The sequence below is a fragment of the uncultured Methylobacterium sp. genome (assembly GCF_964242245.1).
Lineage (GTDB): Bacteria > Pseudomonadota > Alphaproteobacteria > Rhizobiales > Beijerinckiaceae > Methylobacterium.
Genome location: NZ_CAXTBY010000075.1, coordinates 1 through 20,468 on the forward strand (window position 1 = coordinate 1; position 20,468 = coordinate 20,468).

The 20,468-nt window shown below is 71.0% G+C and carries 20 protein-coding genes; 3 read left to right on the forward strand and 17 right to left on the reverse strand.

Going from position 1 to position 20,468, the window contains the following annotated elements:
* Positions 1-3 precede the first annotated feature (3 nt).
* The 15 genes from ACFE8Y_RS14945 to ACFE8Y_RS15015 all read right to left on the reverse strand — a co-directional run bounded on the left by ACFE8Y_RS14945 (position 4) and on the right by ACFE8Y_RS15015 (position 14,103).
* Complete coding sequence (locus tag ACFE8Y_RS14945; protein ID WP_375465176.1) at positions 4-765, reverse strand: SDR family NAD(P)-dependent oxidoreductase; 762 nt, start codon at positions 763-765, stop codon at positions 4-6.
* Between the two features lie 25 nt (positions 766-790).
* A complete protein-coding gene (locus tag ACFE8Y_RS14950; protein ID WP_375465177.1) occupies positions 791-1,783 on the reverse strand; it encodes an acetamidase/formamidase family protein in 993 nt (330 codons plus the stop codon).
* Between the two features lie 21 nt (positions 1,784-1,804).
* The gene (locus ACFE8Y_RS14955; RefSeq protein WP_375465178.1) at positions 1,805-2,515 is read right to left on the reverse strand and encodes an ABC transporter ATP-binding protein; all 711 of its coding nucleotides are present in this window, start codon (positions 2,513-2,515) and stop codon (positions 1,805-1,807) included.
* Positions 2,508-3,254, reverse strand: coding sequence for an ABC transporter ATP-binding protein (locus tag ACFE8Y_RS14960; protein WP_375465179.1), 747 nt, complete (start codon positions 3,252-3,254; stop codon positions 2,508-2,510). Before ACFE8Y_RS14960 ends, ACFE8Y_RS14955 begins: the two co-directional genes overlap by 8 nt.
* On the reverse strand, positions 3,251-4,303 hold the full coding sequence (locus ACFE8Y_RS14965; RefSeq protein ID WP_375465180.1) for a branched-chain amino acid ABC transporter permease: 1,053 nt from the start codon (positions 4,301-4,303) through the stop codon (positions 3,251-3,253). The genes ACFE8Y_RS14960 and ACFE8Y_RS14965 overlap by 4 nt, the downstream gene beginning before the upstream one ends.
* A 15-nt stretch (positions 4,304-4,318) precedes the next feature.
* Positions 4,319-5,191, reverse strand: a complete 873-nt coding sequence (locus ACFE8Y_RS14970; RefSeq protein ID WP_375465181.1) for a branched-chain amino acid ABC transporter permease — start codon at positions 5,189-5,191, stop codon at positions 4,319-4,321.
* 61 nt (positions 5,192-5,252) lie between these two features.
* Entirely contained in the window at positions 5,253-6,488 is a 1,236-nt protein-coding gene (locus ACFE8Y_RS14975; protein ID WP_375465182.1) for an urea ABC transporter substrate-binding protein, read from the reverse strand.
* A 40-nt stretch (positions 6,489-6,528) separates the two neighbouring features.
* Positions 6,529-7,164, reverse strand: a complete 636-nt coding sequence (locus tag ACFE8Y_RS14980) for an ANTAR domain-containing response regulator (protein ID WP_375465183.1) — start codon at positions 7,162-7,164, stop codon at positions 6,529-6,531.
* On the reverse strand, positions 7,161-8,315 hold the full coding sequence (locus tag ACFE8Y_RS14985) for a transporter substrate-binding domain-containing protein (RefSeq protein WP_375465184.1): 1,155 nt from the start codon (positions 8,313-8,315) through the stop codon (positions 7,161-7,163). The genes ACFE8Y_RS14980 and ACFE8Y_RS14985 overlap by 4 nt, the downstream gene beginning before the upstream one ends.
* A gap of 677 nt (positions 8,316-8,992) precedes the next feature.
* On the reverse strand, positions 8,993-10,393 hold the full coding sequence (locus ACFE8Y_RS14990; RefSeq protein WP_375465185.1) for a hybrid sensor histidine kinase/response regulator: 1,401 nt from the start codon (positions 10,391-10,393) through the stop codon (positions 8,993-8,995).
* A complete protein-coding gene (locus tag ACFE8Y_RS14995) occupies positions 10,390-11,556 on the reverse strand; it encodes an FIST N-terminal domain-containing protein (protein ID WP_375465186.1) in 1,167 nt (388 codons plus the stop codon). The genes ACFE8Y_RS14990 and ACFE8Y_RS14995 overlap by 4 nt, the downstream gene beginning before the upstream one ends.
* 480 nt (positions 11,557-12,036) lie before the next feature.
* Positions 12,037-12,285: a DUF6894 family protein gene (locus tag ACFE8Y_RS15000; RefSeq protein WP_375465187.1), complete on the reverse strand. Its 249-nt coding sequence runs from the start codon at positions 12,283-12,285 to the stop codon at positions 12,037-12,039.
* A 74-nt stretch (positions 12,286-12,359) separates the two neighbouring features.
* On the reverse strand, positions 12,360-12,746 hold the full coding sequence (locus ACFE8Y_RS15005; RefSeq protein ID WP_375465188.1) for a hypothetical protein: 387 nt from the start codon (positions 12,744-12,746) through the stop codon (positions 12,360-12,362).
* A gap of 224 nt (positions 12,747-12,970) precedes the next feature.
* Positions 12,971-13,744 (reverse strand): hypothetical protein, encoded by a 774-nt coding sequence (locus ACFE8Y_RS15010; protein ID WP_375465189.1) that lies wholly within the window; start codon positions 13,742-13,744, stop codon positions 12,971-12,973.
* Between the two features lie 170 nt (positions 13,745-13,914).
* Positions 13,915-14,103 (reverse strand): hypothetical protein, encoded by a 189-nt coding sequence (locus ACFE8Y_RS15015; RefSeq protein ID WP_375465190.1) that lies wholly within the window; start codon positions 14,101-14,103, stop codon positions 13,915-13,917.
* A gap of 516 nt (positions 14,104-14,619) precedes the next feature.
* On the opposite strand from ACFE8Y_RS15015, the gene ACFE8Y_RS15020 reads away from it, so the two are divergent.
* From ACFE8Y_RS15020 to ACFE8Y_RS15030, 3 genes are all read left to right on the forward strand, one after another.
* Positions 14,620-14,904 (forward strand): hypothetical protein, encoded by a 285-nt coding sequence (locus tag ACFE8Y_RS15020; protein WP_375465191.1) that lies wholly within the window; start codon positions 14,620-14,622, stop codon positions 14,902-14,904.
* Between the two features lie 87 nt (positions 14,905-14,991).
* Complete coding sequence (gene gshB, locus ACFE8Y_RS15025; RefSeq protein ID WP_375465192.1) at positions 14,992-15,939, forward strand: glutathione synthase; 948 nt, start codon at positions 14,992-14,994, stop codon at positions 15,937-15,939.
* A gap of 141 nt (positions 15,940-16,080) precedes the next feature.
* A complete protein-coding gene (locus ACFE8Y_RS15030) occupies positions 16,081-16,311 on the forward strand; it encodes a hypothetical protein (RefSeq protein WP_375465193.1) in 231 nt (76 codons plus the stop codon).
* Between the two features lie 944 nt (positions 16,312-17,255).
* Here ACFE8Y_RS15030 and ACFE8Y_RS15035 read toward each other — a convergent pair.
* Both ACFE8Y_RS15035 and ACFE8Y_RS15040 read right to left on the reverse strand, forming a co-directional pair.
* Positions 17,256-18,809 carry a cation:proton antiporter gene (locus tag ACFE8Y_RS15035; RefSeq protein ID WP_375465194.1) on the reverse strand — a complete coding sequence of 518 codons (1,554 nt, stop codon included), beginning with the start codon at positions 18,807-18,809 and terminating at the stop codon, positions 17,256-17,258.
* A gap of 64 nt (positions 18,810-18,873) precedes the next feature.
* Positions 18,874-20,301, reverse strand: coding sequence for a carbohydrate porin (locus ACFE8Y_RS15040; protein WP_375465195.1), 1,428 nt, complete (start codon positions 20,299-20,301; stop codon positions 18,874-18,876).
* Positions 20,302-20,468 lie beyond the last annotated feature (167 nt).

The window sequence follows — 20,468 nt, forward strand, 5'->3', positions numbered from 1 at the left end:
GCTCTAGAACTGAACGCCGCGGGTCAGGGCGCCGTCCACCACGAGGTTCGTGCCGGTGATGAAGCTCGCGGCCGGGCTTGCCAGGAAGACGACGGCGCGGGCTATCTCCTCGGGTCGGGCCATCCGCCCGGTCGGATTGAGGCGCAGGGCTTCGGCGAACAGGGCCGGGTTGCCGTCCTCGATCCGGTGCCAGACGCCGCCCTCGAAGTAGGTGTTGCCGGGCGAGACGGTGTTGGCGCGGATGTTCCTGCCCGCGAGCTGGTAGGCGAGCCCCTGCGCGTAGTGGATCAGGGCCGCCTTGAACGCGCCGTAGGGTCCGGCCGCGAAGTCGATCTCGCGGCCCGAGACGCTGGAGATGATTACGATCGCGCCGGCGTGCGAGCGTTCGAGGAACGGCATCGCCGCCTCGACGGCGGAGACGGTCCCCATGATATCGACCGAGAAGCCGCTGCGCCACGCCGCCGCGTCGGAGCCGACCGCGAGCGCGCTCACGTTCGGCACCAGGATGTCGAGGCCGCCGAGTTCCGCCGCCGCCTCCACGATGAAGCCTCGCAGCGCCTCGGGATCAGCGACGTCGAGCGCCCGCCCGGTTGCCGCGACGCCCCTCGCCCGCAGGGCCGCCACCTTGGCGGCGACCTCCTCGGCGCTGCGGGCGCAGAGCGCGACCGCGGCGCCCTCTTCCGCCAGGAGGTCGGCGATCGCTCCGCCGATCCCCCTGGTGCCGCCGGTCACCAGGGCGCGGCACCCCTTGAGGCCGAGATCCATGCTGTTTTCCTCTTAGCGTATCCGGTCAGGCGTGGGCGATCGACTTCGCGATCGAGGCGCCCAGGGTGTATTTCGGATCGACCATGTTGCCGAGGCGCACGCGCCCGCACTGCGTGAGCAGCATGTAGGCGTCGATCTCCTCGAAGCCGAAATCGGCGGCGAGCCAGCGCACCAGCTCCCGGTAGGCGATGCGCGCGGCGTCCTCCATCGGGCGCGCGGAGCCGATCGTCATGTAGAAGTCCGCCGTCTCGAGGCGCGGCCAGCGGAAGGTCCAGCCCTTGATGAGGTCGATCTGCACCGTGGTGTGGGTCGGGTGCTCGACGGCGACGCCGCAGAGTTCGCCGTCCCCTTGCGCGGCGTGGCAGTCGCCGAGGTAGAGGAGCGCGCCCTTGGCGTTCACCGGCAGGTAGATGACGGCGCCGACGCCGACGTCCGGCAGGTCCATGTTGCCGCCGTAGTAGTCCGGCTGCAGCGACGAGATCGCCTCGATCTCCGGCGAGGTGCCGATGGTGCCGATGAAGGGCTGGTAGGGCAGCGTGATCCGGTCGTTCCAGCGCACGCCGCGCTCGGCCGTGACCTCGAGCTTGCGCACGCGCTCCGGCAGGGCCGGGTTGAGGAGCGCCGTGTCGCCCGTGGCGACGAGCCCGCCGAACTCCGGCATGATCAGGGTGGTGCCGCAGGGCTGCGGGCCGCGCGGGCGGATCGCGCGGATCGCCACCGCGAGGCAGTCGCCCTTCTCGGCGCCGTTGACGTAGATCGGCCCGTTCTGCGGGTTGAGGTAGGGGAAGTTCAGGATCTGCGTCGGGCTGTCGCTCTCGTGCCGGATCTTGCCCTCGAAGGCGTCGTGGGTCTCGGCGGTGACGACGGCGCCGGGATCGACGGTCAGCACCGGCTCCGCGAAGGGCCCGTAGACGTAGTGGTAGCGGCCCTGCTCGGCCTCCGTGATGGTGTGCGCCCGGCCGGGCCTGCCGCCGGCGACACCCCTGCGGGCCATGATGGACTGGTCGAGCCACTGCATGCTCGTGTCTCCCTTTCTCGATCAGACGGCGAGGTGGCGCCGCACGAGGTCGCGGTCGTCGAGGTCCCGCGTCGTCAGCTCCGCGACGATCCGGCCCTTGTCCATGACGTAGCTGCGCTGAGCCATGGCCCGGATCAGGTCGAGGTTCTGCTCCACGAACACGATCGTCACGCCGGTGCGATGGTTCAGGTCGACGAGGGTTCGGCCGATCTCCTGCACCACCGAGGGCTGGATGCCCTCGGACGGCTCGTCGAGCAGGATCAGCGACGGTCCGCCCACGAGGACGCGGCCGATGGCGAGCTGCTGCTGCTGTCCGCCCGAGAGGGTGCCGGCCCGCTGCCCCCGCCGCTCGCGCAGGATCGGGAAGGGCACGAAGGCGCGCTCGAAGTCGGGCCGCTCGCCCGAGGGCAGCAGCGCGGCGCCGACCGTCAGGTTGTCGGCGACGCTCATGCGGGGGAAGACGTCGCGCCCCTGCGGCACGTAGCCGATGCCGAGGCGCGCGCGCCGGTGCGCCGCGAGCCGCTCGACCGTCCGGCCCCGGAACGCGATGCCGCCGGCAGCCGCCGGCAGGAGCCCGATCAGGCTGCGCATCAGCGTCGACTTGCCGACGCCGTTGCGTCCGATGACCGCCACGATCTCGCCGGCCCCGACCACCAGGTCGACGCCCTGCAGCACGGGCTTGCCGCCGTAGCCGGCCCGCAGGCCGGAGGTCGCGAGGAGGGGCTCAGGCATCGGCGGCTCCCCGGACCGGCGCTGCGTCGACCTCGCCAAGGTAGATCGCGGCGACGCGCTCGTCGGCGACGATCTCGGCGGTGGTGCCCTGCGCGAAGATGCGCCCGACATGCAGCACGGTCACGCGCTGGGCGATCTGCCGGACGAAGGCCATGTCGTGCTCGATCGCCAGCACGGCGACGCCGTCGCGGTTGAGGGCCTGCACCATCGCGCCCGTGGCGAAGGTCTCGTCCGGCGACATCCCGGCGGTGGGCTCGTCGAGGAGCAGGAGCCGCGGCTTGAGGCTGATCGCCATGCCGATCTCCAGCCACTGCTTCTGGCCGTGGCTGAGGTGGCCGGCCCGGTCGGCTGCCGCCTCCGCGAGGTTCAGGAAGCCGAGCAGCCGGCGGATCTCGGCGCCGAGGGACGCGCCTTCGAGGTGGTGCTGGAGGGCGATCTCGAGGTTGTGGGCGACGGAGAGGCTCGGGAAGATGCCCGGCACCTGGAACTTGACGCTCATGCCCCGGCGGACACGCGCGAAGGGCTTGAGCGCGGTAACGTCCTCGCCGCGGTAGAGGATCTGCCCGCGCTCCGGCGCGTATTCGCCGAGGAGCAGGCGGAAGAAGGTGCTCTTGCCGGCGCCGTTCGGCCCGATCAGGCAGTGGATCTCGCCCTCGGCCAAGCTGAAGGTGACGTCGTTGGTGACGTGCAGGCCGCCGAAATGCTTGCTGAGGCCGCGCGTTTCGAGGAGGGCGGTCATCGGGCGGGCCCCCGCCGGCGCCGGAGGCGGCCAAGGCCGCGCATCACCGCCACCACGAGGCCGTCCGGCGCGGCGAGCACGACGAGGACGAGGAGCAGGCCCATGACCACGAGGGCGTACTGGCTGCCGTAGATCGTCAGCGCCTGGAAGCCGCCGAGCACCAGGAGCGTGCCGACGAGCGTCGCCGTAAGGTCCCCCCGCCCGCCGACCGCGACCCAGATCACCGGCAGGGCGGCGGCGGTGAGCCCCATGCTGGAGGGCGTGATGTACTGGCCCCAGGCCGTGTAGAGCGTGCCGCTCAGGCCCGCGAGCGCGGAGCCGATGACGAAGGCGCCGAGCTGGTAGCGGCGCACGTCGTAGCCCAGCATCTCGGCCCGCTCGGGGTTCTCGCGGATCGCCACCAGCACGTTGCCGAAGCGCGCGTTCACCAGGATGCGCAGGGCGAGGTAGGTCAGGACGAGGAGGCCGAGCAGCCCGTAGTAGAGCTCGACGTCGGGGATCAGCACGAGGTCGCCGCCGATCCACGGCAGCGTCAGCGGCGGCATGCCGGTCATGCCGTTGTAGCCGTTGAGGCGCGCCGCCCCGATCCGCCATTCCGGGCCGGCGGTCTGCGCCATGAAGCGCTCCAGCGCCAGCGTCACCGACAGGGTGATGATGCCGAGGAAGACGCCGCCGACCCGCCCGAAGAACAGGAAGTAGCCGAGCAGCGCCGCCATCAGCGCCGAGAGGGCCACCGCGAGCACGACCGCCGCGACGGTGAAGCCGTAGGCCGACCCCACGTTGAGGGTGAGCACCCCGTAGGCGTAGCCCGAGAGGCCGAAGAACGCGGTCTGGCCGAAGCTGAGCGCGCCGCCGTAGCCCCAGATCAGGCAGAGGCCGAGCGCCATGAACACCCAGCAGAAGAAGTAGGCGGTGTTGCCGACCGTGTAGCCGTCGGCGAACCACGGATAGGCGAGGGCCGCGGCGAGCACGACCGCGAAGGCGGTCCAGAAGGCCGGGCCGCGTCCGAGGGTCTGCGGTCCTTCGAGGCGTCGGAGCATGCGCAGCATGGCGTTCCGCTTCCCTTACGCCCGCTCCCGCAGGATCAGGCCCGAGATGCCGCGCGGCAGGACCCGGATCACCAGGATCACCGCGACGAGGAGGCCGATCTGCCCGAAGAGCTGGCCCTGCCAGGAGGTGAGCAGCGCCCGCACCGTCCCGAGCACCAGGGCGGCCGGCGCCGTGCCCAGGAAGATGTCGGCGCCGCCGACCACCACGGTGACGAAGGCCTCCATGATGAAGGTCGTGCCCATGGTCGGCACGATGGTCATGGTGGGGGCGTAGAGCCCGCCGGTGAGGCCGGCGAGAGCCGCACCGATGCCGAACGTCATCGCGTAGACCGCCCGCGTGTCGACGCCGAGCGCCTCGGCCATGTGCGGGACCTGGATGGTGGCGCGGGCGAGGGTGCCGAAGCGGGTGGCGTTGAAGGCGAGGTAGAGCCCGGCCAGCACCGCGACGGCGGCGAGCATCAGCACCACCCGGTAGGTCGAGTAGGAGTAGCTGCCGACGGAGAAGCTGCCGAGCGGAGTGCCGACGCCCGGCATGCTGGAGCCGAGCACGATCAGCGTTCCCTGCGTCGCCACGAGACTGATGCCCCAGGTGGCCACGATGGTGTCGAGGGGCCGGCCGTAGAGATGGCGGATGACGAGCCGCTCGATGAGGATTCCGACGGCGCCGGAGACGAGCGCGCCCGACAGGATGCCGAGCGGCAGGGGCAGCCCCGCGCGCGTCGCCGCCACGGTGACGTAGGCGCCGCACATGATGAGCTCGCCGTGCGCGAGGTTGATCACGCCCATCATGCCGAACACCACCGCGAGGCCGCAGGCGGCGAGCACCAGGAACGAGAACGCATCCCCGAGCTGGTAGAGGAAGGCGAAGGCGAGGTCGAGGAAGGCCATCCGGGAGCCGTGTCGCGACGGGGTGGACGAGCCGGGGCGTGCGGCCCCGGCGGCGGGCGGCTCAGGGCTTGGGCGGGTTGCTCGGCGTGTACTGCGCCATCGGGTCCTTCTTGGTCAGGTCGCAGCCGGCTTGGCCGAGCCAGTAGGGCTTGATGTCGTCCCAGGTCTTCGGGAAGGAGATCGCGTGCTTCTCGTCGACCTTCGCTAGGTAGATGGTGTGCGAGACGTGCTGGCTCTTCGGGTCGATGCAGACCTTGCCCTCCGGCGCCTCGACGCAGACGTCGCCGGCCGCGATCACCTTGCGCAGGTCGGCCCGCTTGGTCGAGCCGTCGGCGCGCTCGACCATCTGCTTGTAGAGGTAGACCGCATGGTAGGAGTTCTCGGCCTCCTGGTTGACGTAGGGCTCGTTCGGGAACTTCGCCTTCCACTTGGCCAGGAACGCCTTGCTCCCCGGGCTGTCGACCTCCTCGATGTAGTTCGTGGTCACGTACATGTTGGCGAGGCTGGGGGGCTGGAAGCGCTTGTGCTCGTAGCCCTGGCCGACGTTGACCGACGACCCCATCGGCACCTTCAGGTTCGCGGCTGCCGCCTGCTCGTAGTACGAGGCCTGGGCGGTGCCGACGAGCAGCGTCATCAGGATGTCGGGCTTGGCCTTCTGGATGTTCTGGATCGTCTGGGAGAACTGCGACACCCCCAGGGGGATGAACTCCTCGCCCACCATCTCGCCGCCGTTCTCCTTGACGATGTCGCGCACCCACTCGGCCGAGATCTGGCCGAAGTTGTAGTCGGCCGCGATGGTGTAGACCCGCTTGCCGAACTTCTCCATCATCCACGGGATCAGCGTCGAGAACTGCTGCTCGGGCACGGCGCCCGTCACCACCATGTGCCCGTCGCAGACGCCGCCCTCGTACTGGTTGTTGTAGAAGGCGAAGCCGTCGAGCTGGTCGACGATCGGCCGGTAGGCTTCCCGCGAGGCGCTGGAGAAGCCGGCGAAGACCACGTTGACCTTGTCGCGCTGGAGCACCCGGCGCATGAATTCCTGGTAGCGGGTGTTGTCGGACTGCGTGTCGTAGATCACGAGTTCGAGCTTGCGCCCGGCGATGCCGCCCGCGGCGTTGATCTCGTCGGCGGCGAGCTGGATGCCGTGGATCTTGCCGATCGTGGCGACCGCGAAGTCGCCGGACTGTTCCTCCAGCACGCCGAGCTTGATCGGGTCGGCGGCTTGGACCGCTGGCGCGGCGAGGATCAGGGCGGCCGTGAGGGCGGACAGGCAGGCTCCGGCTTTGGGTCTCGGCATCGATGCGTCCTCGTCGGTGGTTCGTTGCATGAGGGTGGGTTCAGGTCCGGGTGTGGCGGCGCAGCGGCGTCGGCACGTCGGGGCGAGCCCGCACCAGGGCTTCGCAGTGTTCCTCCAGGGGCTGGCGCGCGCGCATCGCGTCGCGGCGCAAGGTCTCGAAGGCCGCGTCGTCATCGAGGCCGTGCTCCTGCATCAGCCGCAGGATCGCCTTGACGAGGTAGCGGCGACCGAGCCGCCGCTTCTCGTGGCGCGCCAGCCGTTCCTCCAGCACGCGCCGCCGGCCGTACGCGTTCACCGCGAGGTACAGGGCCGCGTAGACGGAGGCGCCGTGGATCGGCTTGCGCAGGAGGCCGGTGGCGCCGAGTTGCAGCAGGCCCTTGAGGCGGCTCGGCGCCTCGACCCCGACGAGGCCCAGCACCGGCACCGGCGGCAGGTCCGAGACCACGCTCGCGGGACTGTTCGGCATCGGCAGGTCGCCGTCCACGATCACGAGGTGGCGCTCGGCTTCGAGACCCGTGAGGTCGAGCGGGAAAGCCTCCCCGGCCAGCCTCACCGAGGCGACGGTGAGCCCGAGCTTCATCAGGGTCGCGGCGAGGAGGCCGGTATCGGTCCCCGACGCCGTCACCAGCAGCGCCTGCATGCCCCTGAAGTTCTGGATCAGGCCGGGGCTCGTCATGGCACGACCCGTAAGGCCGGACGCCGGTCGACCGGGACCACCCGGGGGGCGCTGCGCACGAGGTACGGGTCGGGAGCGACCGGTTCGGCCGCCTGGGCCACGATGGCGAAGCGGGCCTGCGCGGTCGAGACGCCGATGCGCGGTGTCAGGCAGGCGTGGAGCGTGGTCTCATCGAGGCGCACCGGACCCTGCGGCGCCGCGAAGGAGACCTCGCAGGCGGCGCGGCGCACGGCGGCGACGTCTTCGCTCCCGGCCCGTGCCAGGGCCCGGGCGAGGAGGTGGACGGCGATGTAGGAGGCCTCGGTGTCGGCGGAGGGCGTGGGGCCGTCGGGGAACCGCGCCGCGTAGGCGGCCGTGAAGGCTTGGTTCCGTTCGCCGCCGACCGACGAGAAGTAGACGCTGCAACTGAGATGCCCGTCGAGCGCCTCCGGCCCGATCGCCTCCAACTCCGGCTCGGCGAGGCTGCAACTCGCCACCGGCATCGTCTTCGGCTGGTCGATACCCCTTGCGAGGCAGGCCCGGCGGAAATCACGGAAGAACTGGTAGGCCGAGACGCCGATCAGCGTGTTGAAGACGAAGTCCGGCCGCACCTCCAGGATCGCGTCGATCACTTGGTCGAACTCGGTTTCTCCGACCGCGAAGTAGCGTTCCGCGGCGACGCGACCGCCCGCGAGCGCGAGGGCTTCGCGCAGGATGCGATTGTTCTCCCAGGCCCAGATGTAGTTGGCGCCGACGCAGAACGCCGTTCGGCCGCCCTGGGCAAGCAGGTGCTTCACCAGCGGCAGGATGTGCTGGTTCGGCGATGCGCCGGTGTAGACGACGTTTCCGGAAGTCTCGAAACCTTCGTAGTGTGAGGGGTACCAGAGGAGGCCGTCCATCTTCTCGAAGATCGGAATGATCTCCTTGCGGCTCGACGAGGTGTAGCAGCCGACAACGTGGCGGATGCCCGACCGCAGGAGCCGCTCGGCGCCGGCCGCGTAGGCAGCGATCTCGCCTTCCGGATCGACGATCGTCGGACCGAGGGCGACACCGGCCGCAGCCGCGTTCACCTCTTCGACTGCCAGGAGGGCGCCGTTCAGCATGGTCCGTCCGAGCAGCGCGTATGGGCCGGCCGTAGACAACAGAAGTCCGATGCGATGGTGCCGCTTCATAGGGTCCTTCGGAGCGCAAAAAGCCCGCCAGCGCGGATTGCGCTGCGGGCTGCTCTGCCGACACTGGATTTAGGCTGTGGCGCGAAATCAAGCATCTTTGCTCAGCGCCTTAAAAACAGGCTCTTCGGTTTTCAAGGTATTGTCAAGTCTGCTGTAGCGCCAAGATCGTCGGCATTTGCCCTACGCGCGATCGCAGTCGCTGAGCACCTCGGGCAACGAGACAGTGCGGTTTCAGGGGACCTACCCACCTGTGCTTCGGCACGGACCGCCACGCACGGATTCGAGGCCGATCATCGCCAATCGCACGAGGCGCTCTCGACCCGAGAGCGTCAAACGCGCAGTCTCATGGATGTTCATCCGGGCCCTCCGAGGGCTCTGAAGCGTCGCAACCTCCGCTTCCTCGGTCCAGACCGGATGGACAACCTCTTGAGAGCTCACGTCAAGTGGCCTTGGTGTTGGCACGGCCTTCGGTCGCGTGGACCGCTTCCCAGCGGGCGGAACGACCTTGAGGGGCGGTACGGGCTCGCGCGGGGCGCCGAGTCGGCGACACCGGCGCGGCCTCGGCCCAGGTCCTCGGCGCGGCCCAGCAGCTTGCCGGCCACGTGAGCAACCTCGGGCGAGCGACGGGTTCCTGTCGGGCGTCAGGCCCGCGTGAGCTGCCGCGCCGCGGACCCGGATCAGGCCAGCATGTAGGTCAGCAGCGCGCGGAGCTGGGCCGGCTTGATCGGCTTGTGGACGAGCTCGGCCCCGAGCGCGACGACCTCGGCCTTGATCGCGGGGGCGCGGTCGGCGGTCGTGATGATGACGGGCAGCGGCGCGTCGCTGAGCGCCCGGAGGTAGGCGGCCACGTCAAGGCCGCAGGCGCCGTCGTCGAGGTGGTAGTCGAGGATCAGGATGTCGGGGCGCAAGCCCGCGCCTGATCCGTCCGCGCCCCCCACGCGCACGGCGGCCGCGACCGCCCCACCGTCGCGGAAGGTGGTGACGTGCGCGTCCCAGTTCCGCAGCAGGCGCGTGAGGGCATCGGCGGTCGCGGCGTCGTTCTCGACGATGACGACGCGGGCGCCCGAGAGCCGCGTCGCGACCGGCGCCGGATGGGGTTCGGCGGCGGCAGGCACCGGGCTCAGCGGCAGGGTCAGCGACACCCGCGTCCCGTGGCCGGGGCGCGAGGCCAGCGCCAGGGGATGGTCCAGCGCCTGCGCCATGCGGCGCACGATCGACAGGCCGAGCCCGAGGCCCGGCCCGTCGGCCTCCGCCGGATCGGCGGCCACCGCCACCTCCCTCTCCGAGCCCTTGCCGCCGCCGCGGTAGAACTCGTCGAAGACGAGGTCGTGCTCGTCGGCGCCGATCCCGCGGCCCGAATCCGTCACGTCGATGCGTACCGCGCCGGCCCGGCGCCGGGCGGCGATCACCACCCCGCCCCGGCGCGTGTAGCGGACCGCGTTCGAGACGAGGTTCTGAAGGATGCGCCGCAGCAGCATCCCGTCGCTCGTCGCCGCGATGTCGGGGCAGCGCGCGACGAGGCGCAGGCCCTTCCGCTCCGCAAACGGCCTGAAGCTCGCGGCCAGCCCCGCGAACAGGTCGGGCAGCGACACCGCCCGCAACTCCGGCCGGACGATGCCGGCATCGAGCTTGGAGATGTCGAGGAGCGTCTTGATCAGGTCCTCGATGGTCTGCAGCCCGCGCTCGACCTGCCCCGCGATCAGGCCGGCGTCGGGACCGAGCGGCAGGTCGCGCAGCGCCGAGACCGAGAGGCGCGCGGCGTTCAGCGGTTGGAGCAGGTCGTGGCTCGCGGCGGCCAGGAACCGGGTCTTCGAGCGGTTGGCGTTCTCGGCCTCCTCCTTGGCCGCCACCAGCGCCGCGTTCGAGCGCTCCAGCCGATGCATCAGCCCGGTCAGCTCCTCGGTGCGGGTGCGGACGCGGCCCTCCAGGGTTATCGCGGTCTGGAACAGGGCGTAGGCACCCCCGCGCTGGTCGGTGCTGCGCTCGACGTGGCCCATCAGCGCGGCGTTGATCCGCTCCAGCTTGGCGATCCGGCGGTGCAGGGACGCCTCCCCCGCGATGCCGGTCTGGACGGTCATGGGACGGCGCGCCCCGCGCGCGGCATCCGGCCGATGGCGATGCCCGTGAACGTCTGGTTGAGGTGCATCGCCCGGTACTGCTCGCCGTAGGTCTCGAAGCCGACGACGCCGTAGCGCTGGTAGAGGTCGGCGATGCCCTGGCGCACCTGCCGGCTCTCCGCGTCGAGCCGGCGCAGCACGCACTCGAAGCCGATGATGAGGTCGATGCCGCCGAGCGCGGCGTCGAGCCGCGACAGCTCGGCCCGGGTCGCGGCGACGATGTCGCGCGGCTCGGCCAGCGTCAGCACCACGCCCTCGTCGATGGCGCAGAAGAAGCTCAGGGACCCGTCGTCGTTCAGCCGCCGGATCGAGCGGCAGAAGTACTCGCCCCCGACCTTCACCGCGAGCGGGTAGGCCGCAAAGCTCATCGGCGTGAGCCGCTCCGGGTCGAGGCCGACCGCCATGGCGTACGCGCGGGCGGCCGGCTCCGCGTTCAACTCGTGGACGATGCGATGCTCGCCGTCGGAGGCGGTGACGACGAACTTGACGTCGGTCGCCTCGAAGTTGTCGCTCTTGAAGATCTGGACCGGGAAATCGGTCTCGACCAGCAGCAGCACGGCGGCGTTGCGGTGGACCCGGCCGCCGTGCAGCAGCACGGCATCGCGGAACGTGAGGTCATCGCTGGCCGAGCCGCCGACCAGCGGGATGCCCTCCAGCGCCCAGGCGACGGCCGAGACCACCGTCTCCTCGGCGTTGGCGAGCCCGTCGATCAGCGAGAGGGCGAAGCACCGGGCCGTGCGGGCGTGGTCCGGCCCGTGCGGCTCCAGGCTGCGGTGCAGCGCCCGCACGGCGCCGGCCGTGCGTTCGACGTCGAGGTGGTCGATCGCGTCGAGCACCGTCGAGACGATGCGGAAGCCCTCAGCCGGAAACGCGATCACGACGAGCCCGCGATCGACTCCGCCCGCGGGCGAGATCCCGCCCGACATGGTGCAGCCGGCAATCGCCGCGTGGGGAAAGCGCGCGTCCAGCGCCCGGCTCAGCGCCTCGGGCTCGTAATCGGGGGAGAAGAACACGATGAGCTGCGCCGCGTCGCTGCCGAGCGCGCAGGCGATCTCCGCCGCGGCCTCGTCGGCTGAGGCCTGCACCGTGCAGGCCGTCCTGATGCCGCACAGATGCGCGCGCATCTGCGTTCCCCGTGCCACGCTTCGCCCCCGATCGTGCCGCGCCGGGTTTTGCCCGGACGTATCGTGCGAGTATGGGTCGCGCGGTCGAAACACGCAACGGGGGCCACGCTGCGGGTATGAGCCGGTTCAGGGCTTGGTCGAGCCCGGACCGTCTGGAGCCGTGTCCGATCACGTCGGATCAGGCACGGCTCTAAGTCCCTGTTCTGTCGCGCTCTCTGACGACGAACCGGCGTCCACGTCGTCGGAGAGCGCTCTGGTTCATGGTCGTCGATCCGCGGTCAAGACCCCTGCATCGTCGCGCCCGCCGCGCTCCGGCCGCGCCGACCATGCCCGATCGCGCCGGGCACGGAAGAGAGGCGCCGGCCGCGGCCGCAGTCCACGATGCCGGCGGTCCGGCAGGCCATCCTGGATCGGCACAATCGATCATCCCTTGAGCGATGCCCGCGATCTGCCGCCATCCATCACCCTGCCAAGGGCGTGCTACGCAGGCGGGCTGACCTTCCACGCGCCGACGAGCGCCATGGTCACGGTGTAGAGGAGGTCCCCCGTCTCGTTCCTGACCATGGCGACGAGGTTGCGTGCGTCGCCGCCGGGGAGCTTGTCGCGCGCCATGTCCGGGAGCGCAGCCTGGGCCGCCAGACGTGCGGCCGCATCGTCGGGGAGCACGCGTCCCTCGTCATCGTGGACATGGGTGTCGCCGTCGTCGGTGTCGATGAAGTAACGGGGCACTCTGAGCTTTCCTGCGAACCTCGGAGCCTGCGGGCGTTCCTGCGCCCAGGCGTATGCCCGAGCGTGCGCGCCGATCACGATGACGAGACGGCCGGCGGCTCAAACCGCTCGATGAAGCGCATCCCGTCCCAGAGGTCGGCCGGCCCGCGTGCGAGGGTCCGCGCCAGCGACGCGGCCTCATCGTCGTCACCGGCCCACAGCCTGTGCAGGCTCACGACGCCGTCAGGTTCGAAGACCAGCGTGAAGTAGCTGCGCGGCTCAAGCCCTGCTCCGGCCGGTTCCTCGGGGCGCGGCCGGGGCCTGCATCGCGGCCTGGGGGTCGTGCGCTCCAGGGCGTCGCGCGCGCGGCCGATGCGCGCCTGGGACTCCGCCAGGATTCGGGCCGCCGTGTTCTCGCCTTCGAGGGCGAGGCGAAGGCGATCGAAGGCGCCGGTCCACCGTTCGCCGACGGAGAGAAGCATGGCCTGATCCCGGCTTTGCAGGCGGGAGCCCAGGGCTCTCAGCAGCGACGCCCAACGATACCGGTCGCGGATGTGCCGGATCTACTCAGCCTCGCGGGGCTTCGCACTAACATGGATCATCAAGGCGCGCCGGATCGGCGGTCGAGGCCGTGTATTCGTCGCAGGCATCATTGCCCGCACCCCGCGACGCGTCGGGCTTCCGCTCCGGCGGGACGCGCGTCCGGTCAATCCTTCGCCACCAGGGGCCGGCCCGCCGCGAGGTCGGCGATCAGGTCCTCGCCGGGAACGAGGCCGCAGCGGAAGGCCGCCTCGGGGGGCAGGAGCGGGTCGAGGAGAGTGCGGCGGCCGGCGAGCATCGCGATCGCACGCTCCGGCCCGATCGCCTCGGGACCCGGCACCTCGACGACGAGGTGCTCCAGGGCGTAGCGGTAGCGCGCGATGCGCTCGGCCAGCTCCAGGCGCACCCAGGCGATCAGGCAGCGGTTCTCCGCGACCCGCATCGCGGCGTTGTGTACATCAAAATCCTCCAGCGTGCGCGCGAACGGCAGGCTGCGCAGGCGCAGGTCGTCGGCCTCGTTCACCCGCCGGGCCAGCGCGGCAAACGGCGTGATCAGCCGGGCATCGGCGGTGGCGTCTTCCGACAGCCGGCGGTAGCGTGAGACGGGGGAACGGAAGGATTCCGAGACCAGCCCCTCGTGGTAGGCCGCGACGTCGCCCGGGCGCCAGCGCCGGGGCAGCGCGCGGGTGCGGGTCAGGTTGGCGATCACGTCGGTGAACGCCTCGCGCCCGGTGGTCGGCATCAGGGTGCGCCACGCCCGCTCGCGCAAGGTCTGCTCGTCGTCGGTCAGCGGGAAGGCCGAGACCGGCTCCGCCCGCTCGCGGGCCACGAACGGGCCCGTGGTCTCGACGAGGCTGTTCCAGGCGCCCGCCTTGGGACGGCCGAAATCGCCCTCCTGCGCGCAGGCGGCCAGCAGGACGGAGGCGAGGACGAGGCCCATCGCGGCGCGGCCGAGGGGCGGGGCGCCCTCCGGAACCCGCCCACCCTCAATCGCCCGCGCCGGCCGCGCGGGATCTCGCCGAGAATGATCTTGCCGCGGACGGTCCTGCCTCGGCATCACGGGCCTCGCTCGCGTCTCGGCGGCACGGTTCGGGACGGAGGGCGGCGCGATCAGGAGGCGCGCCGTTCGTAGCGCACGCCGAGGAACAGCAGGATTTCGCCGCGGGTCTCCGCGGCGTCGCCCGCCCGGCGGCGGCGGACGGCAGGTGGGGCGAAGGGCACGACGAGGCCGGTCCGCGCCGGCTGAGCGGGCGCGGGCTCGGCACCGGCGGGTCCGGCGGAGGGGCGGGAAACGATCATGGCAGGCACCTGTAGGCGGTCCGGGCATCGCGCCCGGGCCCCCCGCGGGGGCGTGGCTGAGGGCGGCGCGTCGATGGCCGGCAGATCAGCATGTCGTGGTTAACGGAGCGTTGCCGCAGGCCGGCCCGGACCGTCCGCCCGGCGCCCGAACCCTCCCGCATCTCTCCACAGGCCCAGCCTCCCGCAGCTTGGCGCACGACTTGCTTGATGCCTTCTGCCCATGGCGGGCGTTTCCTCCCAACGACTGGGCCCTGCTCGGCTGCCGAGCGGGGCCCTTCTTGCGTCGGCGCGGCCGCGCGATCCTGCCGTTCGCCCTGCCGGCGGTGCAGCGCGCCCGCACCCGCCGGGGTTCGGAACCGCCGCGATCCCCGGACGCTTGCCTAGCGACGGTCAGGCCCGATATGCCGGGCCTCTCGCGGAACTGGTTTCCGCCGGCCCCGCCTCCCGGCTCCGATGACCGACAAGCAAGGACGACGCTGGATGCGATTGGACACTCGACCCGCACGCGTATCGCTCATGTCCCGGGTTCCTGCCCGGATGCTCCGCCCGGCGGCGCTCGCTGCCCTTCCGCTGGTGCTGCTGGCGCTGGCCGGCAGCCCGGTCCAGGCGCAGCGCGACGACCAGGGACTGCAGCTCGGCTGCGCCAACGATTACTTCCGCCTGTGCGTGGGCGTCGATCCGAGCAGCCCGGAAGCCGACCGCTGCATGACGCGCAACCGCAAGCGCCTCTCGCCCGAATGCCGTGCGGCCATCGGCGATTACGATCGCCGCACCGGCAGCAAGTCGATGCAGGACGATTAGGCACCTCGCGGTCGCGGCGCGCGGCCTGAGAGAACCGGCCCGCGCGGTCTCGAGCCGTGGGGCCGGCCTTTGAGCGGAGTCGACGACATGGCGCTGACCGTGGCGGTCCAGATGGACCCGATCCAGGCGATCCGCATCGCGGGCGACACCACCTTCGCCCTGCTGCTGGAGGCGCAGGCGCGAGGCCATCGGCTGCTGTACTACACCCCCGACCGGCTCTCGCTGCAGGGCCGGCGCGTCACCGCCCGCGTCCAGGCCCTGAGCGTCCAGGACGTCGAGGGCGCGCACGCGACCCTCGGCGCGGTCGAGCGGATGGACCTCGCCGAGGCCGACGTGGTGCTGATGCGCCAGGACCCGCCCTTCGACATGGCCTACATCACCGCGACCCACATCCTGGAGAAGATCCACCCTGAGACGCTGGTGGTGAACAACCCGGCCGAGGTCCGCAACGCCCCGGAGAAGCTCTTCGTCCTCGATTTTCCCGAGCTGATGCCGCCGACGCTGATCACCCGCGACAGGGCGGAGATCGAGGCGTTCCGCGCCGAGCACGGCACCGTGGCGATGAAGCCGCTGCACGGCCACGGGGGCGCCGCCGTCTTCCGCGTCTCGCAAACCGACGCGAACTTCGGCTCGATGTTCGACCTGTTCTCCGTGACCTTCCGCGAGCAGTGGGTGGTGCAGCGCTTCCTCGACAAGATCACCGAGGGCGACAAGCGCATCATCCTCGTTGACGGCGAGCCGCTGGGCGCGATCAACCGGGTGCCGGCGGAGAACGACATCCGCTCCAACATGGTGCGCGGGGGGGCGGCGGCGGCGTCCGACCTCACCGCGCGCGAGCGCGAGATCTGCGCCGCGATCGGCCCGGAGCTGCGCCGACGCGGCCTGATCCTCGTCGGCATCGACGTGATCGACGGGCACCTGACCGAGATCAACGTCACCTCGCCCACCGGCCTCCGCGCGATCAAGCGGTTGGGCGGCCCGGACCTCGCGGTGTCGGTGTGGGCCGCGATCGAGGCACGGGTGGGGGCGGGCTGAGCGGCATACCGCCGGCAGTGCGATGGATTTCGGTATCCCCTCCGGATCGCGTGCTTCGAATTTGCGGACCTTTCATACGGGATGGCCTCTTCCCGTGCTGTGGTAGACGCGTGCACGATCGTCCATATGGCTTGTGATCCGATGAAGAAGCGCGCGCCCATCAGGACCGGTCGTTCGTCTTCGACGGGCAAGACGGCTGCTCCCGGTGTGCGGCCCTCTTCCAAGCGGGCGAAGGCCGACGCGATCGGTCGCGATCCCAGCCCCGTGATCGTGCCTGAGCAGCAGTTCGACGCCCTTCTGGCCCTGCTGGACGATCCCCCGTCTGTTTCAGACGACCTCCACCGCGATGTCGCAGACCGTCGCTGGAAGTAGACACGGCTCCCATTCGGTGGGGCTCCTCGTCATGGTGCCCGAAGGGGCTCGGCGACGGTCGCTATCGGAGCCACCATCCGCGTGCTCCGGCCCGACGTATCGGTGATCGCGATGAACGTGTGACGTGCGTAGAGACGCTGTGCCGTCTCACCCACGGCGTCCACGACGACGAGTGCTCCGCCGCCATGCTCGTGTGCCCGGAGCACTCGGCTCAAGGCCGCCAGCCTCAGGTCGCGGCCGATACCGCGGCCCTGCGGCGTAATCCACGGCCAAGCGGGCGATGAGCCACGCCGGGATGGCGGATGGTGTTCCGTGAGGTCGGAAGCGCCTCGGCAATGACACACGCTCGATCGCGCCAGATGTCAGTCCGAAGAAGGCGGCGACCCGCGCCGTCCCCGCGTAGCTCGCAACGAACGTGCGGGTGAGGCCTTTCCGATCGTTCGCAAGCCCGTGGTCGCGCAACCAGGGTCCTTGGCCCCCGGTGTCGGTCGGTCCGGCATCGAACGTCACGACGTCATGATGCGCATCCAGACGCTCGAGTTCCGTGAGCTCCACTCGGGTCTCCGCGATGAGCTTCCCTCGGTAGTTCGTCATCCCCAAACCACGCAACCGTGCGGGTCTACGTCGACGTGCGCTCGGACGAGGGCATTCGACGAGAGGCCATCCAGGCCGGAGAGGCTCGGTGAAGAGCGTCATGATCGTCTCATTGGAAACGCAAAAACCCCGCCTCGGAATTGAGGTCGGGGTCGTCGATCGATCGCACGTGCTCTGCCCGCGCGTCGCGTGGCACATCGAATCGGAGGCTGGGTTTATCGAAGACGGGAGCGTGATGCGCTCACGCGTCTCGCGACGGCACCGCTTTCGCGCATCTTGCCCGTCGGGTCAACGATTGTTCCACGTACAAAGCCCGATGGGCACCGCCGCAAATCGCGATGACCTTCGCCTCACGTCTCGTCCCGCGGCGTCGCGTTCAGCTCCGCCCAGTCGAGTTCCTCCTCGAGCAGGAGGTAGGCGTCGTCGCCGATGCGGCCCTCGCGGCGCAGGTGTAGCACCTTCTCGCGGGCGGCGCCGATGGCCCGGCGGCGGGGGGCGTCCGAGGGGAGCGTTTCCGGGGCGTGGCCCTCGTCGTGGTCGTCGGCCGCGGCGAGCGCAGTGCGGAACTCGGCCCGCAGGGCCTCGACCGCGGCGTCGGCCTCGCCCTCGGGCCCGGCTTCGTCGAGGCTGGCCAGCGCCGCCGCGTAGGCCTTGGCCCGCGCCTGCCCGACCTCCTGGCCGACGGGATCGTCGTCCTCCAGGCCCAGCCGCGCGAGCAGCGGGCCGAGCGTCAGGCCCTGGACCACGAGGGTGCCGAGCACCGTGCAGAAGGCGGCGAACACGATCAGGTCGCGGTGCGGGAAGCCGTGCTCGCCCTGCGGCAGGGCGAGCGCCGTGGCGATGGTGAGGATGCCGCGCATGCCCGACCAGGACACGGCCACCGCAGCCTTCAGCCCGTCCCGGCCGCGATCGGCGAAGCCCAGGCGCCGGAGGCCGCTCGCCGGCAGCACCCAGGCGATGCGCACCAGCACCACCGTGGCGAACACGGCGCCCGCGAGCCCCACCGCGGCGATCCGGTCCGTTCCGGTCAGCCGCTCCAGGATCGGGCCGATCTGGATGCCGATCAGCACGAAGGCCAGCACGTTGAGCACGAACACTGCCGTGTCCCACACCGCGGACGCGATGATCCGGGTGCGCGGCGCGGTGATGCCGGGATTGAACCGCGCCACGGTGATCGCGAAGGCGACGATCGTCAGCACCCCCGACAGGCCGAGGCGCTCGGACGCGATCCAGATGCCGAAGGCCGCCACGAACTGCAGTACGATGGTGGTGACCGCGTCCTCGACCCGGCGCATCATCGCGACGAAGCCCAGGCCCAGGACGGGTCCTGCGACGAGGCTCGCGACCACGCCGACGAGGAAGGTGGGGCCGACCTCGGAGAGGTGGAAGCTGCCCGTCGCGGCGGCCGTGACGCCGAGGCGGTAGATCAGCAGCGAGCCGGCATCGTTGAGCAGGCTCTCGCCGCGCAGGATGGTGACGAGCCGGTGCGGCAGCGAGACGTGGCGCAGCACCGACAGCGCGGCCACCGCGTCCGGCGGCGCGACGATGGCGCCGAGCACGATGCAGGCGGAGAGCGGCATGTCGGGCACCAGCACCTTGGCCACCACCGCGACCGCGATGGTGGTGGCCGCGACCGCCCCGAAGGCGAGGCCGGCGATCGGGCGCCAGTTCACCTTGAGGTCGCGCAGCGAGGTGCCGTAGCCGGCGTCCAGCAGCACGGGGGCGAGGAACAGCGCCAACGCGAGGTCCGGGTCGAGGACGAGGTTCGGCACGCCCGGCACGAAGGCCAGCGCGACGCCGCCGAGCGCCAGGAAGGCCGGGTAGGGCGCGCCCGCGCGGCGGGCCAGCGCCGCCAGCAGCACGGCGCCGAACAGCACGGCCACGACCCATTCGAAAATCACCATTGCCGGGAGATAGGGCGAAGGCGCGTCGAAGTTCCCGATGGAACGCGCGTCCCGGCGGACGCCCTCAGTACTGCACGGTCGCGCGCACCCCGAGCACGGCGGCGTTCTTCAGCCGCCGCCCGTTCGGATCGAGGGGGTTCGCGATGCCGCCGCCGGGATGGATCACGTACTGCGCGTCCGGCTGCACGGTGACGCCCGGCACGATCAGCGCCTGATAGGTCGCCTCGATCACCGTCTCGGCACGCCTGCGCGGCATCGCCGTGCCGGTGTAGAGGATGGTGTCCCGGTCGGCGCGCCGGGCGTCGTCGGAGAGCCGCGCGTAGGCCGCGCTCACGCCGAGCGTGTCGTCCTCGCGGCCCGGAAACAGCCCCTTGTAGGCCAAGCCTCCGTCGAGGTAGGCCGCGATCAGGCTGGAACGGGTGGGCGAGACCGACGCGCGCAGGAACACCGAGAGGCCCTCGTCGTCCTTGTCCGGCTCGATCAGGAGCGTCTGGTCGAGGATCGCGTAGAGCCCGGCATTGCCGCGCCGGGGCCGCGGCACCCCGGTCGAGGCCGGATCGGCGAGCGACAGGCCGAGCGCGTCGCGGCGCAGGTCGTCGAAGCGGCCGAAATGCTGCCAGCCCCCGAGCGTTACCGTGCCGGGCAGCGCCACCGAGCCTTTTTCCGTGTTGTAGGCGTAGGCCGCCTCCGCCACGATCAGGGCGGGGTCGTGCACGCGAAAATTCGTGCCGGTGCGGTTGAGGCGCTGCGCCTCCGGGTCGTCGCCGGCGCGGTTGGCGCCCGCCGGATCGCCGTCGTAGAGCCCGGCCTGGAGCGAGAACCCGCCGCCGGGCTCGTACTTGGCCCGGATCGCCGGCGTCGAGAGCGGGTAGGCCGGGCCGCCGGAGGGCAGGTTCAGCCCGGTGATGGTCGGCCAGCCGAAGGTGGAATTGACGAACAGCGTCGCGGTCTGGGACACGAAGAACTCGCTGTCGGCGGCCTGCTGGCCGACGCGGAGGCCGAGCTTGCCGTCGAAGAACTCCTGGTTGAACCACAGCACGTAGAGGCGCGAGGCCGGTAGCGCCTCGATCACGCTGGTGCTCGCCAGATCGCCGACGTAGTAGCGCGTCAGGCCGGTGCCGTGGATGAAGTAGGCGTTGGCGTGGACGGTGGCCCCCTCCCAGCCGGCGATCCTGTTCAGGTCGAGGTTGAGCCGCAGGTTCAGCCGGTCCTCGACGATCGCGCCCTGGCGCATGCCGCCGCTCGGGTTGCCGAGCACGTCGGCGATGTAGGTCAGGCTGTACTCGACCCCGCGTTGCTTCAGGACCGGGCGGATGCCGAGGGGATCGCCGAGCGGCCCGAGATAGGGCTCGACCGAGCGGACGTAGCCGCCGGACGCCTGACTCGTGGTCTCGGGCTGGGCGACCGACGTGCGCGGATCGGCACCCGCGCCCTCGCGCACGGCCGGGATCACCGGCGGCGTCTGAGCTGCGACGGGGGCGGCCGCCAGCATCGCGGCGACCCATGTCGGGCCGAAGCGCCGGCCTATCGCGGGCGTGGGGAGGCGGCCTTTGAGAATCACATCCGCTGGCTTTGCTGGCCTCGCTCCAGCCAGCATAGACCGCTTCACCGGCAAGAATGCGGCCGTGATCGCCCGCTTCACGCAGGCCACCCGGCCGG